15 protein-coding genes are annotated in these 14,346 nt (G+C 52.4%); 2 read left to right on the plus strand and 13 right to left on the minus strand.

The annotated features are described in order from the left end of the window. Nucleotide 1: 1 nt before the first annotated feature. From rseP to P157_RS0112570, 10 genes are all read right to left on the minus strand, one after another. Entirely contained in the window at nucleotides 2-1,039 is a 1,038-nt protein-coding gene (rseP, locus tag P157_RS0112525) for an RIP metalloprotease RseP (protein ID WP_026761294.1), read from the minus strand. 14 nt (nucleotides 1,040-1,053) lie between these two features. Beyond that, nucleotides 1,054-2,205, minus strand: coding sequence for a 1-deoxy-D-xylulose-5-phosphate reductoisomerase (locus tag P157_RS0112530; protein ID WP_026761295.1), 1,152 nt, complete (start codon nucleotides 2,203-2,205; stop codon nucleotides 1,054-1,056). A 16-nt stretch (nucleotides 2,206-2,221) separates the two neighbouring features. Beyond that, on the minus strand, nucleotides 2,222-3,049 hold the full coding sequence (locus P157_RS0112535) for a phosphatidate cytidylyltransferase (protein ID WP_026761296.1): 828 nt from the start codon (nucleotides 3,047-3,049) through the stop codon (nucleotides 2,222-2,224). Nucleotides 3,050-3,064: 15 nt separating this feature from the next. Continuing rightward, complete coding sequence (locus tag P157_RS0112540) at nucleotides 3,065-3,880, minus strand: isoprenyl transferase (protein ID WP_026761297.1); 816 nt, start codon at nucleotides 3,878-3,880, stop codon at nucleotides 3,065-3,067. A gap of 83 nt (nucleotides 3,881-3,963) precedes the next feature. Continuing rightward, the gene (locus tag P157_RS0112545) at nucleotides 3,964-4,134 is read right to left on the minus strand and encodes a DUF362 domain-containing protein (RefSeq protein ID WP_014423751.1); all 171 of its coding nucleotides are present in this window, start codon (nucleotides 4,132-4,134) and stop codon (nucleotides 3,964-3,966) included. Nucleotides 4,135-4,137: 3 nt separating this feature from the next. Next, complete coding sequence (locus tag P157_RS0112550; RefSeq protein WP_026761298.1) at nucleotides 4,138-4,350, minus strand: aliphatic sulfonate ABC transporter; 213 nt, start codon at nucleotides 4,348-4,350, stop codon at nucleotides 4,138-4,140. Further along, the gene (gene frr, locus P157_RS0112555) at nucleotides 4,350-4,907 is read right to left on the minus strand and encodes a ribosome recycling factor (RefSeq protein WP_026761299.1); all 558 of its coding nucleotides are present in this window, start codon (nucleotides 4,905-4,907) and stop codon (nucleotides 4,350-4,352) included. Before frr ends, P157_RS0112550 begins: the two co-directional genes overlap by 1 nt. Continuing rightward, a complete protein-coding gene (pyrH, locus tag P157_RS0112560) occupies nucleotides 4,907-5,632 on the minus strand; it encodes a UMP kinase (RefSeq protein ID WP_026761300.1) in 726 nt (241 codons plus the stop codon). The genes frr and pyrH overlap by 1 nt, the downstream gene beginning before the upstream one ends. Before the next feature lie 108 nt (nucleotides 5,633-5,740). Then, nucleotides 5,741-8,821, minus strand: a complete 3,081-nt coding sequence (locus P157_RS0112565; protein ID WP_026761301.1) for an efflux RND transporter permease subunit — start codon at nucleotides 8,819-8,821, stop codon at nucleotides 5,741-5,743. Then, nucleotides 8,818-10,053: an efflux RND transporter periplasmic adaptor subunit gene (locus P157_RS0112570; protein WP_026761302.1), complete on the minus strand. Its 1,236-nt coding sequence runs from the start codon at nucleotides 10,051-10,053 to the stop codon at nucleotides 8,818-8,820. The genes P157_RS0112565 and P157_RS0112570 overlap by 4 nt, the downstream gene beginning before the upstream one ends. A gap of 154 nt (nucleotides 10,054-10,207) precedes the next feature. Between P157_RS0112570 and P157_RS0112575 the strand changes: the two genes are divergently transcribed. Further along, a complete protein-coding gene (locus P157_RS0112575) occupies nucleotides 10,208-11,371 on the plus strand; it encodes an FprA family A-type flavoprotein (protein ID WP_026761303.1) in 1,164 nt (387 codons plus the stop codon). Nucleotides 11,372-11,408: 37 nt separating this feature from the next. Here the strand turns inward: P157_RS0112575 and P157_RS0112580 are convergent, their stop codons facing one another. The 3 genes from P157_RS0112580 to P157_RS0112590 all read right to left on the minus strand — a co-directional run bounded on the left by P157_RS0112580 (nucleotide 11,409) and on the right by P157_RS0112590 (nucleotide 13,929). Further along, a complete protein-coding gene (locus P157_RS0112580) occupies nucleotides 11,409-11,849 on the minus strand; it encodes a hypothetical protein (protein ID WP_026761304.1) in 441 nt (146 codons plus the stop codon). Between the two features lie 83 nt (nucleotides 11,850-11,932). After that, complete coding sequence (locus tag P157_RS0112585) at nucleotides 11,933-13,252, minus strand: sensor histidine kinase (RefSeq protein ID WP_026761305.1); 1,320 nt, start codon at nucleotides 13,250-13,252, stop codon at nucleotides 11,933-11,935. After that, nucleotides 13,249-13,929 carry a response regulator transcription factor gene (locus P157_RS0112590; protein WP_026761306.1) on the minus strand — a complete coding sequence of 227 codons (681 nt, stop codon included), beginning with the start codon at nucleotides 13,927-13,929 and terminating at the stop codon, nucleotides 13,249-13,251. Before P157_RS0112590 ends, P157_RS0112585 begins: the two co-directional genes overlap by 4 nt. 226 nt (nucleotides 13,930-14,155) lie before the next feature. Here P157_RS0112590 and P157_RS0112595 point away from each other — a divergent pair, with 226 nt between their 5' ends. After that, the gene (locus P157_RS0112595; RefSeq protein ID WP_155266756.1) at nucleotides 14,156-14,305 is read left to right on the plus strand and encodes a hypothetical protein; all 150 of its coding nucleotides are present in this window, start codon (nucleotides 14,156-14,158) and stop codon (nucleotides 14,303-14,305) included. The last annotated feature ends 41 nt before the right edge of the window (nucleotides 14,306-14,346 follow it).

Consider the following 14,346-nt stretch of genomic DNA (forward strand, 5'->3'; position numbering starts at 1 on the left):
CTTAGCCTCCTGTAAAGACGCGTACTATGTCGTTTTTGGTGGCCAAAACCATGAGCAGGATGAGCAGCACAATGCCCACCTTCTGGGTGTATTCCAAAGCCTTGGGGCTCATGGGTTTGCCCCGCACGGCCTCGACACACAGGGTCACAAAGTGGCCGCCGTCAAGCGCCGGAATCGGGAACAGGTTCACGATACCAAGGTTCAGGCTCAGGAACGCCGCAAAGTTCAAAAGCGGCACAAAGCCCATCTGGGCCACTTCTCCTGCCATCTGCGCCACGCCAATGGGTCCAGCCAGTTCCGAGCCAGAGAGCTTCAGAATAATCTGGGCCAGGGCTTCCAGCATCATAGCCACAATCATGGCCGTTTTCTGCAGAGCCAGTCCCATGGAATCAATGATTCCCGGATGCTGGGTATCCACCGAACTCATAACCCCCACCATGGCCTTCTTCGCCTGCGTATCATACACCGGCGTCATGGTGGTTTCAAAGGTTTCTTCCCCACGCTGTGCAGTCACCTTGATGGGCGTACCTTCGTTATCCTTGATATTATCCACGAACTCGGTCCAGGAGCCAATAGCCTTGCCATCGAGGCTGATAATCCGGTCACCGGCCTGCAGCCCCGCCTGCGCAGCGGCCTTATCGGCCAATACCGTGCCCAGTATCGGTTCAGGATTGGGCGTGCTGACCCCCACAAAGAAAAATATCCCAAAGAAAATCACAATGGGCAGGATGAAGTTCATCACGGAACCTGCCAGAATGACAATCATGCGGGAAAGCACGGGCTTTTCGCAATAGCCGCGGCTCCCTGCTTCATTGTTGCTGGGGTCCATGCCCGCAATATCATTAAAGCCCCCCAGAGGGATAGCCCGCAGGCTGTATACCGTTTCTCCTCTGGTGAAGCTAATCAGTTTCGGTCCAAAGCCAATGGCAAATTCATCCACCCGCATTCCCGTAAGTTTTGCGGTGATGAAATGCCCCAACTCATGTACCAGCACCAGCAGGCCAAAAACAAAGATAGCTGCTGCAATGGTTAATACCATAGTGTCACCGTCCTTTATTTCTTCCGCAGGACTTCAGTAGCAAACTCCCGCGCCCAACGGTCTTCCTCAAAGAGTTCCTCCAAAGTGGGTTCCATAATACATTCCCGCTTCAGCATCGTCTCTTCGATAATATCGTAAATATCCAGGAACTTGATTTCGTCTTTCAAAAATGCCCCAACCGCAATCTCGTTGGCAGCATTGAAGATGCAGGGCATACTGCCGCCCATGGCGCCAGCTTCATAGGCAAATTTGAGGCCCTTGAAGGTGTCCGTATCAGGCTTACTGAAGGTCAAATCCTTCATCTGCCAGAAGTCCAGACGGTCAAAGCTCGACTGCACCCGGTCCGGATAAGTCAAAGCGTACTGAATGGGCAGCTTCATATCCGTAGAGCCGAGCTGGGCAATCACCGCACCGTCACGGAACTGAACCATGGAATGCACAATGCTCTGCGGATGCACGACGACCTGAATCTGGTCATAGCTTACATCATAGAGCCATTTGGCTTCGATAACTTCGAGCCCCTTGTTCACGAGGCTGGCCGAATCCACAGTGATTTTCTGTCCCATATTCCAGGTGGGATGCGCCAGCACCTGCGCCTTCGTGGCATCGAGCAAATCCTCCCGCTTCTTGCCACGGAAGGGACCGCCGGAACAGGTTAACAGAAGCTTTTCGATGGAGTCCATCTTCTCGCCCTGCAGGCACTGGAAGAACGCACAATGCTCACTGTCCACCGGCAGAATCTTTACTCCCTGCTCCTTGGCGCGGCGGGTGACAATTTCCCCGGCTACGACCAAGGTTTCCTTATTGGCCAGTGCGATATTTTTCTTCGCATCGAGCGCCTTCATGGTCGGTTCCAGGCCCGCAAAGCCCATCATAGACGTAACCACCGTGTCCACGCCATCCAAGGCTGCGGCATCAATGAACGCCTGACGGCCGCCAGCCAGTTTCGTCTTGCCGCTGTAACGGCTCTTTAATCGGTTATAGGCATCAACATCAGCCAATACCGCCAGTTCCGGCTCAAACTCACGAATCTGCTTTTCAAAGAGTTCGTCGCTGGAATTGGCCGCGAGTACGCTGATATGGAAAAGCTCCGGGTTGCGGCGCACCACATCCAGAGTCTGGGTGCCGATAGAGCCCGTGGAGCCCAATACTGCAATGTTTTTCATCATCCAATCTCCTTACTTATTTGCCCATAAGATTTACAAACTGGACAAAATAGTAAACCAGCGGTGCCGTAAAGAGCACGCTGTCAAATCTGTCCCAGACACCACCATGGCCGGGAATGATATTGCCGGAATCCTTGATGCCCACGTAACGCTTGGCCACGGATTCCACCAAATCCCCCAAAGTGGCAAGGATGGCAATCAACAGGCCCAATACCGCCATCTCTTCCAAAGGCAAATTCAGGAAATAACCCAAGCCAGCCACTACAGCTGTGGTCCCCAAGAGAGAACCCATAAAGCCTTCAATGGTCTTGTTCGGGCTGATGGACGGGCAGAGCTTATGACGGCCGATGGCCGTGCCCGTAAAGTAAGCAAAGGTATCGCTGGCCCAAGTGCCGATAAACATAATCCACACAAAGGCATTGCCAAAGGTGAACGTGCCGATTTCCGTAGTGAAAACCGTCTCCGGCATAAGGTTGCGCAAAAGCAGCAGGCAGGCAAACGGAAAACCGATATAGATAAGCCCCGCCCCGGATGCCAGCGCATCCAGGATGCTGGTGCCGCCGCGCAGCAGCACACTTTCGAGCAGCATCACCATGATAATCAGCGGGCAGGCAAGTGCCAGAAATTCCGGTCTTTGCCAGGCCGCATACCACATGAGTCCCAAGGCGATAAAGCCCGTAAACAGGGCAATGCCCATGCCCCGCTCCGCAAAGGCCCGGGCATATTCAAACCAGGCCAAAAACATCAGCAGCAACGTAAATCCGGCAAAGACCTCTCCGCCCGTCTGAATCACAAAGGCAGCAGCGGCAATGCCCACTATTCCAGTTATTATTCTCAGTAACAAAAAGCAACGCTCCTATTATTTCTTGTCCTCATTCAGACCGCCAAAGCGGCGGTCACGGCTGGCAAAATCCCGCAGAGCATCCACAAAGCACTCCGGGGAAAACTCCGGCCAGTTCACATCGGTAAAATAGAACTCGGCATAAGCGGCCTGCCATAAAAGGAAATTGGACAGACGCATATCGCCACTGGTGCGGATAACCAAATCCACCGGCAGATTGCCATAGGTGTCCAGATTCTCCTCCACCAATGCTTCATCAATATCTGCCGGAGCCAGTTCACCAGCCTGTACCCGGGCAGCGATTTTCTGCATCGCCCGCACCAGTTCATCCTGCCCGCCATAGTTGGCCGCAATATTGAACTTCACGCCGGTGTTATTTTTCGTCAGTTCCACTGCCTCACGCATCTGCTTCTGCAGGGAATCTGACAGACCATCCAGACGGCCAATGAAGTGAATCTGCACATTGTTTTCATGCATCTCCTGCAATTCCTTGTTCAGATACTCCGAGAACAGATTCATCAGGAAGTCCACTTCCACTTCCGGACGCTTCCAGTTTTCCGTGGAAAAAGCATACACCGTGAGTGCATCCAGTTCCAGACCACTGGCTGTCTTGAGGATGTTCTTGAGCGTCTTGACGCCAGCCTTGTGGCCCGCCGTACGCATGAGCCCCTGGCCTTTCGCCCAACGGCCATTGCCGTCCATAATCACCGCTACATGTTTGGGAAGCTTCTCCCAATCCAAACCTGCAAACAGCGGTGAATCATGCTTGGGAATCGCAAAATCATCACGTCCAGCCAGTGTGGTAACCGCTTTTCCCAATATTTTCTTCAACATATATAATCCCTCACTAGGAAGTAATGACATAATGCAAAACAAGCCCCTCTGCCTAAAGCACCAGAGGGGCTTGCAAAGTCGCGTCAGGGAGCCTCGATAGCAGATACCGGGCAGCCAGCAGCGCAAGCGCCGCACTCTACGCACTTATCCGGGTCGATTTCATAACGTTCTGCACCCTCGCTGATTGCCTCTACCGGGCAAGTAGCAGCGCAGGAACCGCAAGAAATGCAATCCTCACCAATTTTGTAAGCCATGTATTACACCTCCTTTACAGGCAGCTGTTTTGCAGCCAGTGTCAAGAGCAGCTTGCCGTCTGCCTGCTGACGCTGGCGCACAACATAAAGTCTATCCTCGTCCACCGGAAAAAAATTCCGGGTGGAACGGGTTATCTCTGTTTCATAGGAGATATTTGCCTCCCGAAGCTGCTGTTCAGCAGTCTCCCAAGGAAGGGCCATCACATCTAAAGCCATCAGACTTCCATTACTTCCTTTTCCTTGCCGGCACGGGTGGTGTCTACCACTTTAACGTACTTATCGGCCAGTTTCTGCATGGATTCCTGTGCCTTCTTGGACTCGTCTTCGGTAATTTCCTTGCCCTTTTCGAGCTTCTTGATGGCATCATTGCCGTCACGGCGGATGTTGCGGATAGCTACTTTCGCTTCTTCAGCCTTCTTGTTGACGGTCTTTACCAGTTCCTGACGGCGTTCCTGCGTCAGAGCCGGAATAGCCAGACGGATAGCCGTACCGTCGGAGTTCGGGGACAGGCCCAAATCAGACTTCATAATAGCCACTTCCACTTCGTGGAGCATGGTCTTTTCATAGGGCTGAATCATAATCATGCGCGGTTCCGGAACAGCAACCTTGGCAATCTGGTTTACCGGCGTCGGCGTGCCATAGTAATCTACCATTACCTTGTCGAGCAGGGACGGATTCGCACGGCCAGCCCGCAGGGAAGCAAATTCGCGTTTCAGGGCTTCGATGGATTTCTGCATACGCTCTTCGTGGGAGCTAAGAATTTCTTTTACCATTATTTGTTACCTCCTACAGTGGTGCCAATCTCTTCACCCAGAGCCGCACGCACGATATTTTCATGGTCATCAATGTTAAAGACAACGAGAGGAATCTTGTTGTCCATGCAAAGGCTGGTAGCAGTGGTATCCATAACCTGCAGCCCTTTGCTGATGATTTCCAGATAAGTCAGTTCATCAAACTTCTTGGCATCAGGGTTCTTGTTGGGGTCGGAATCATAGATGCCGTCAGTGCCCTTCTTGGCCATGAGAATTACATCGGCCTCGATTTCAGCGGCACGCAGAGCTGCCGTGGTATCCGTGGAGAAGTAGGGGTTACCCGTACCAGCGCCAAAGATAACCACACGGCCCTTTTCCATATGACGGATAGCCTTGCGGCGGATATAGGGTTCAGCGACCTGGCGCATTTCGATAGCGGTCTGCACCCGGGTATCCACGTCCATCTTTTCCAGAGCATCCTGCAGAGCAAGTGCGTTCATTACCGTAGCCATCATGCCCATGTAATCTGCCTGAGCACGGTCCATGCCTTTGGCAGAACCAGCAAGGCCGCGCCAAATATTGCCGCCGCCCACAACTACAGCCACATCTACGCCACGCTCACGGATCGTCTTAATCTGCTTGGCGATATCTTCCACGATAGGCGGGTTAATGCCAAAGCCCTGTTCACCAGCCAGAGATTCACCCGAAAGCTTCAAGACAACACGTTTATATTTCGCTGTTTCCAAAACTAATACCCTCCATACTAGGCTATGCACCTGATTCTTACTCACACTTAGTATATTATACATGAAAACCGCCGAGAACACAAAAGTTTTGTGCTCCCGGCGGGAAAATTATGTACGCCCCGATTCCTTGCCCTGATAGAAGTACAGGAAGATAATCGGAATCACGAGCAGGGTGAATACCGTGGAGGTCAGAAGCCCGCCGATAATCACCCAGGCCATGGAGACGCGGGTCTCGGCGCCATCACTCATAGCCAGCGCCATAGGCATCATGCCCACCATCATGGTAATGGTGGTCATGCAGATGGGCTTCAAGCGAACACAGCCGGCCTCTACAATGGCTTCGAGTGCAGTCTTGCCTCTATCCATCAGGGTCAGCGTATAGTCAATCAACAAGGTGCCGTTCTTGGCTACGATGCCGTCCATCACCAATATGCCAATCATAGAATAAAGATTCAGCGTGTTATGGGTCAGGAACAACAGAAGCACGGAACCAATGAGCCCCAACGGCAGGGAGAACATGCGGATAAACGGCGTCAGCACGGATTCGTAGAGCACTGCTAGCAGCATATAGATAAGCACAAGTGCTAGCAGCAGGGCGCTTAAGAGCTCGCTGAAGGTATCGTTCATACGGCTGGCCTGTCCTTTGAATTTATAGGTGATGCCCTCGCCCAAGTCTGCCTGCTTGAGCGCCTTGCGCACATCACGGATTACATCCCCCACTGGCCTGCCCTGCAGATTCGCGCCCAGACGAATGGAACGCTGTTTATCCACCCGCCGGATGCTCACGGGGCCCCGCCCATCTTTAATGTCGGCCAAATCGCCCAGATAGGCAAGTTTCCCATTTGACCAGACAGGCACGCGGGCCACATCCGACGCCTGATAACCATCGGAACCTTTGAAGCGCACCTTGATATTCGTATCCTGCCCACCGTTTAAGGGGTCATTTTTGAGCGAACCCGCTGAACGGCCGGAAATAGCGGAAGAAAAAGCGGTATCGATATCAGCAATGCTGGCGTTGAACGCCTTGAGCTTATCCCGGTTGACGGTAAGCTGCAATTCCGGCATACCTTCCGTATAGGAACTGTTCACTCCACCAATGCCTTTGATGTCGTTGCGCAGGATTTTTTCCACTTTGTCTGCGGCAGCGCTCAGCTCCTGCATGTTGTTGCCCCGCAGTTCTACCTGCAAGGCACCGCCGCCACCACGGCCACCTCCGCCACCGGAGATACCGGCCACATTGGACTGAGTTTCCGTCACGCGGATATCGGCGCTCTTAATCTGCTGCGCAAACTCGCGCACCTCCTGAGTAATCTCCCAAACAGAACGGCTGCGGTCATGGCGGCCAACCAGTTCCACCTTAATGCGTCCTTCATAGGCACTGGCCGCACCGCCCGCCTGCGTCATATAGTATTTCACCTCGGGAATTTCCGCAAGCTTAGCCTCCAAAAGTTTGGCCACCTTATTGGGTTCCTCGGAGGATGCCCGCACCGGGCACTCAATATTGATGGTAAAGCTGGACTCATCCGTCTGGGGCATATACTCCATGCCCACAATCCCCAACGGAACCATGGCCATAACGCCGACAAAAACAGCCAAAATGGTCAGCAAAAGTTTCTTCTGATGGGCCAGACTCCAATGAAGCGCCCGCCGATAAAGGCCCACCGCCCGTTCCTCAGTCTTATCCATAAACTGCCAAAGGAAACGGTTGTCCACATGATAGCCTTTGCGGAAGAACTTAGCCGCCAGCATGGGCGTCAATGTAAAGGAAACGAACAGGGAAAAAGCCCCGGCAAAGACAATGGTCAAGCCGAACTGGCGGAAGTACTGCCCCGTCATGCCCTCCATAAAGGCAATGGGCATAAAGACCGCCGCATCGCAGAGGGTGATGGCAATAGCCGCCATGCCGATTTCCATACGGCCCCGCTCGGCCGCGACTTCCGGTTCGGCACCGTTTTTCAGATAGCGGATGATGTTTTCCAGCACCACAATGCTGTCGTCCACCAAGATGCCCACGCAGAGAGTCATGCCCATCAAAGACATCATATTGAAGGTGAACCCCGCCAGATACATGACAAAGAATGTAGAAATCAGCGATGTGGGAATGGCAATCATCACCGCCGCGGTGGAACGCCAGCCGCGCAGGAACAGGAAGAGGACCAGACCTGTTGTAATCAAACCTTCCACCAATGTCCCCAAGGTGTCATGGAGGGAGGTTTCCACATACTCCGCATCATTGGACACCACCACGAACTGATAATCCGGGTAATCCTGACGCAGTTTCTTCACGGCTGACAGAATGTTGTTGGCCGTCTCCACCACATTGGCGTCGCTGTTCTTGTAAATCAGCACGTTGACTGCCGGTTCCCCGTTAAGGCGCCCATAGCGCACCTGCCGGGCATCCTGCTCCTTTACCGTGGCGACCGCCGTCAAAGGTATCAGTTCCCCACTGCCGTTAGCAATGCGGATTTTTTCAATATCGCTGGCCTTTTTGTACTCAGCTACCACCCGCACATCGGCCTTGGAGCTATCCGTATACACCGGGCCTGAGGGCAGCAGCTGGTTTTCATTCTTGATGGCGCTGGCAATCTTGGGCAGGGTCAGCTTATAGGCGGTGAGCTTTTCCCTGTCCACCTCCACGGCCACTTCCTTGTCCCGGCCGCCATGCAGTTCAATTTCCGAAACACCGCCCGCCTGCTGCAATACATCCTGAAAGACGTGCTCCGTCATGGCATAGGTGGTCCCCAGCCCCTGCTGGCTCATCACCGCCAGTTCCATAATGGGTTTGGCATTGATATCCCGCTTGATGACTACGGGAGCATCGGCCTCATCGGGGAGTTTATTTTTGATGGCCTCGACTTTTTTCGTGGCTTCGATGGCCGCCAGGTCTGCGTCCGCATCAAAGTTCATTTCCATCATGACCCGTCCCCGCTCATAACTGGCAACGGAGGTGATGGATTTCACATTGGACACGGAGGATACCGCATCTTCCACCGGCTTGATGATTTCCTGTTCCACGGATTCCGCACTGGCGCCGGGATATTTCACCGTCACCGTCACATAGGGCGTATTGAGGGCAGGCAGCAGTTCCACGCCGATGCGGTAGTAACTGTAAAGCCCCAGCACCACGAAAAAGGCCACAATCATGGATATGCCTACCGGGCGGCTGATGGATAAACGAGTGATATTCATGATTCTGCCACCTTGACTTTCATGCCGGACTGCAGCTTATCCTGATTGTTCAGCACCACTTTTTCACCTACGGCAAGGCCCTCGATAATCTCCTCGCTCTCGTCATTGAGGAGCCCGATTTTTACAGCCCGCTGTTCTACGGTGCCATCGGCCAGCAGGACAAAGACGTACTGCATACCATTGCGGGAAAGCACGGCCGACTGGGGCACGAAAATAGTCTGACGCCGCTGCAAAATGTCCACTGCCGTATGCGCAAAGAGCCCCGCCTTGACGGAATCATCCGGGCTGTCCAAGGAAATGCGCACCTTGTAGCTCTTGCTGTCCTCCTCCATGGCAGGACTCACAAAGATGACCTTGCCCGCAAAGTCCCGGCCCAAAGCATCGATGGTGATATTCACCGCCATGCCGGAGCTTAAGATGGCCGCATCATTTTCCCCGATTGTGCAGTCCACATTGATATGGCCCGTGTCCACCAGCGTAAAGGCTTTGGAATTGGCCGCAGCCAAGGCTCCCACTTCCGCATTGCGGTAAGCAATCACGCCGCTGCGGGGTGCTCGCAGAATCATGTCCTCCCGCTGTTTCTGCAAAGCCTCCGTGGCCCGCTCCTGCTTGACGGCCGTCAGTTCCTTGGACTCCACGGCCGCCGGTTCGCCGCCAGACACCTGATTGGCCAGCACCTCATAGGCCGCCCGGGCCGCACTGAATTCTGCTTCCCTGCTGTCCAAGGTATCCTGCGAGATAGCCCCAATGGAGAACAGATACTGCTGCCGCTCGTATTTAGCCTTGGCCAGCTCATAGGCATTGCGCTTGCTGATGATATTGGCATTATAAGCAGCAGCCGCCTCCCGCGCATCAGCCCGGGCCGCGCCTGCTGCCGCCCGGTTCTGGGCAATGGAGATATCCAAATCCCCCAAGTCCTGCACCATGAGCACCTGGCCTTCTTCGACCCAGTCACCCAGATTCACATAGACTTCGGCAATGCGGCCATTGTACTTAGGCGCGAGGTTAATGCTGGCATCGGCCACAGTCTGGCCGGACAGCACGATATGACGCTGCATATCCGCCCGCTGAATTTCCTGCACCTGCACCTCCGGCAGTTCCCGGCGCACGCCACCGTCCTTCTGCTTGCCGCTGCCCATATAAAAATAGAAAGCCACCGCCAATAGCAGCAGGCAGACACCTGCTGCTGTTATTTTTTGCTTTCTGGTCATTGCCGTAAATGTATGGCGCATTATTCTTCCTCATTTCATTCAATTTATATTCGCTGGTTTATCTTGATTAAATTCTGCTTTTCCCGGTCAAAATCCTTTAGCAGGCAGGAAAAACATTACCTGCGCCGAAGTAACGAAATAGGTTTCGTAACCACTGCAGAAAGGAATGACGATTATGCAAGCAATAGAAATCCGGCCAAACATCTACTGGGTAGGAGCCATCGACTGGTCCATGCGCAGTTTCCACGGCTATCAGACAGGGCGCGGCACAACCTACAACGCCTATCTCATCTTAGACGAGAAGATTACCCTCATTGACACGGTGAAGGAAGGCTTCGCCCCGGAACTCCTCGCCCGCATAAAATCCATTATTGACCCGGCTAAGATTGATTATATCATATCCAGCCATGTGGAGCCCGACCATTCGGGGGCCATTCCCTTTATGATGCAACACTGCCCCAAGGCAAAAGTCATCACGAGCCTGCCCAACGGCGAAAAGGGCCTCAAAGCGCATTACGGGGATTTGCCCTATCAAGGCGTTAAGGCCGGGGACAGTCTGAGCATTGGCCAGCGTACCCTCCAGTTCGTACCCACGCCCATGCTTCACTGGCCCGACAGCATGGTGACCTACTGTCCCGAGGAAAAAATTCTCTTCTCCAACGATGCCTTTGGGCAGCATCTGGCCTCCAGTCAGCGCTACGATGATGAAGTTGACAAGTCAATTCTGTTCTTTGAATGTCAGAAATACTACGCCAACATTCTCATGCTCTACGGCAGGCAGGCTCAAACCGCTCTCAAGGCCCTCGCGAGACTCGACATCAGCCTTATCGCCACGGGCCACGGCATTATCTGGCGCTCCTATATCCCAGAAATCATGGCCTGCTATCAGAAATGGTCAACGAACGAAAACGAAGAACGCGCCGTTATCGTCTTTGACAGCATGTGGCACTCCACCGAGAAGATGGCCCGTGCCATTGCCGAAGGCTTTGCCCAAAAGAATATCCCCTTGAGCTTCTACGACCTCAAGGAAAATCATCTTTCCGATATCGTCACGGATATCCTCACGGCAAAATATCTGGCCATAGGCTCTCCCACCATCAACAATCAAATGCTGCCCACCATGGCAGGCTTCCTCTGCTACCTCAAAGGACTTGCTCCCAAGGACAAAAAAGCCTTGGCCTTCGGCTCCTACGGCTGGGGTGGGCAAAGCATCGGCCAGATTGAAGAAGAACTAAAAAACATGGGCTGCGAGATAATCCTCGACAAAATCCGCCTGCTGAATGTGCCTACAGAAGAACAGCTGCAAAACATCACCACACAGATAGCCAGCAGCCTCTAATAGAAAATCGCTGACAGACAAAACTGCCAGCGATTTTTTACTTTATCACCTTGAAATTTTTCAATAGTTTTTTCTTTTCTTCTTCCGATAAAGCCGACGATTTGTTTTCTCCCTTGACCATCTGCAGCTGTACCTTTTTGATTTCCGGCTGCCGCTTGGAGGATGGTTTTACGGTTTTAATATGGGTTTCCTTCTGCAGAAGCTCCGACATGTTCATCTCATCCAGAGCCTCTTTCAGATAGCCGCGGGTGCGGGCCTTGCGCAGGCGATATGCCATGGCCACCGCCGCATCATCCTGCAAATCCAGCAGGCTTCCCTTTAAGAGTTTTTCATCGTCAATATACTTTGCCAGACCAATCCGTTCCAAATACTTAATCAGACTTCCCCGAAAATAGGCCAGCCGCATTCGTTCTTCCAACCGCATAGCCGCTCGCACCAGAATTGCGTCCAATCGTTCATCCAGGCCCGAGTGTTTCATACGCATCCCCCCGGAAACTTTTCCTCATTACTTATTTAAGTTCGTCATCATTTGCCTATTTCCTGCATAAATTCACAGAATTATTAAAACATGTGCAGATTTCTTCCCTTGGTCTTAGCCTTGAGTGTCACCAGGAAGGTCGTTCCCTTGCCCAGTTCACTGTCAATGGCAATGCTGCCATGGTGGAGTTCCACAATTTCCTGCGCGATGGCAAGTCCCAGACCGTTACCTCCCATTTCCCGGGAGCGAGCCTTGTCCACCCGATAGAAGCGGTCAAAGATTTTTTCCTGGTCTTCCTTGGCTATGCCAATCCCCGTATCCTGCACCGCCAGCGTCACCTTGCCCTTTTCCGCCGGGCGGAAATCCACGGTAACTTTGCCGCCGTCGGGGGTGTACTTAACGGCATTGTCCACCAGAATCAGCACCAACTGACGGATTTTTTGCTCATCGGCATGAATCATCGTCTTGGGCAGGTTGTCCGCAACAATATTGATATGCTTCTGCTCGGCCAATGGCTGCATCATGCGGGCAGTCTGCGCTGCCACCGCCCCCAAATCAAATTTGGAAGGTTTCAGCTTCAACGCCTTATTATCGCTGCGGGCCACCACCAACAGGTCGCTGACCAGCTTGGTCATCTTCTTGACTTCGTCATGGACATCTTCGACCACCTGCTTGAGGAAGGGCGATTTGATTTCCGGGTCATTCTGCAGGATTTCTGCAGAAGCCATAACTACAGCGAGCGGCGTGCGCAGCTCATGGGAAGCATCGGCGGCAAACTGGCGCTGCTTTTCATAGGCGGACTTTAGCGGCACCATGGCCTTGCCAGAGAGGATATGGCCCATCATGGTTGCAATAATAAGCGCGAGCAGCCCCAATCCTGCCATGATGGATGTAGCCTTTTCCATACCATTGTAGAGGGCCGTCACATCCTTGCCCACATAGACCATCTGCACCTTGCCGCTGCTGTCGGTGATTTTCTGCGTCGTCATCATGATTTCCGACTTATGGCCGTTTTCCTTGGGCTTGGTCACGACCACCACATCCCCTTCCGGGGCTTTCCATTGGGACATGACATCCAAAATAAAAGGCTCAATGCGGAAAGAAGCCCGCGAAAAGTTCAGCAGCCGGCCGTCCTCGTCAAAGACATAGAAAAACAAGCGGTCATTGGTGTTCTTATAGGCCAGCGTATCATCAATCACCAGTTCCGGATGCTGATTGAGATATTTCTGGGCTTCGGCCACATTATCCGCCGTATCCCAAAGTTCCCTGGCCTGCTCGGAGCGAATCGACCAGTCCATGGACTGATGCATGGCGAAAATCAAAATGGCCAGAAAGATAATCATGACCAGCGAATAGAGCATGGTCAGCCGCTTGCGGCTCTTGCCAAAAAGATTTTCTTTCACTGCCCGCCGACCTCCAGCTTATAGCCAATGCCCCGGACGGTCTTAATGGCGGTTTCCCCGTCTCCCAAATCGAGTTTTTTCCGCAAAATCTTGATGTAGGAGTCGATATTGTTGGAGCTTACATCTGCCTCCATGCCCCAAATTCTGTCCAGCAGAATGTCGCGGGGCACCACAATTCCCAGATTCTGCACCAGCAAATCAAAAATCTGGAACTCACGGGGCGAAAGCTGAATGATTTCGTCTTTCTTCTTCAACACTTTCGTGGTACGGTTCAGTGTAAAGTCGCCCACTTCCACCTTGTCCTGCTGAATCTGCTGCGTGCTGCGGCGGCCCAAAGCCCGCAGGCGCGCCATAAGCTCTGCAAATTCAAATGGCTTCACCAGATAATCGTCTGCCCCGGCATCCAGCCCCGACACCCTGTCTTCCACAGAATCTCTTGCCGTGAGCATGAGAATGGCTTTGGCGTAGCCATCACTGCGCAATCGCTTGCATACGTCAATGCCGTTTTCTCCCGGCATCATCCAATCGAGAATCAATATATCGTAATCGGTGTACATGGCGTACTCATAAACTTCACTGCCATTGGTCACCCAATCGGCTTTTATCTTATTCTGCTCCAGCATATACTGCACTAATTTGCCCAAGCGACGGTCGTCTTCTGCCAATAAAACCCGCATAACCGCACCTCCAAAAATTATTTTCATTTCTATTATAAGCATCTTTTCTTGAAAATCCAATGAAAAGCTGTCTTTTTCTGGATATATAAATATGATTTATCCATCATTGGAATTATCTATAAGATTTTTTATAAAAACCTCTTGCAATTTTTTTAGTACCTGCTATAATGTATTTCTGTTAGCAGGTACTAAGATGTACCATAAATTTCAGGAGGTGAAACAAACCATGCGTGATTGCGAAAAGATTCTTGACCAGAAGCTGGGCAGCCGTGAATTTGCTGAAGCTTTCGAAGCAACTTCCATGGAGTATGATTTTATCGACCGCATTGCTGCTGCTTGCGCAAAACTTTCCAAAGCTGAAAAAGGCGAAAACTAATTTCCTAACATATATCGAAGTACGGCAAGAGGGGCTGACAT

The organism is Selenomonas ruminantium AC2024 (assembly GCF_000687995.1).
GTDB classification, from domain to species: domain Bacteria; phylum Bacillota; class Negativicutes; order Selenomonadales; family Selenomonadaceae; genus Selenomonas_A; species Selenomonas_A ruminantium_B.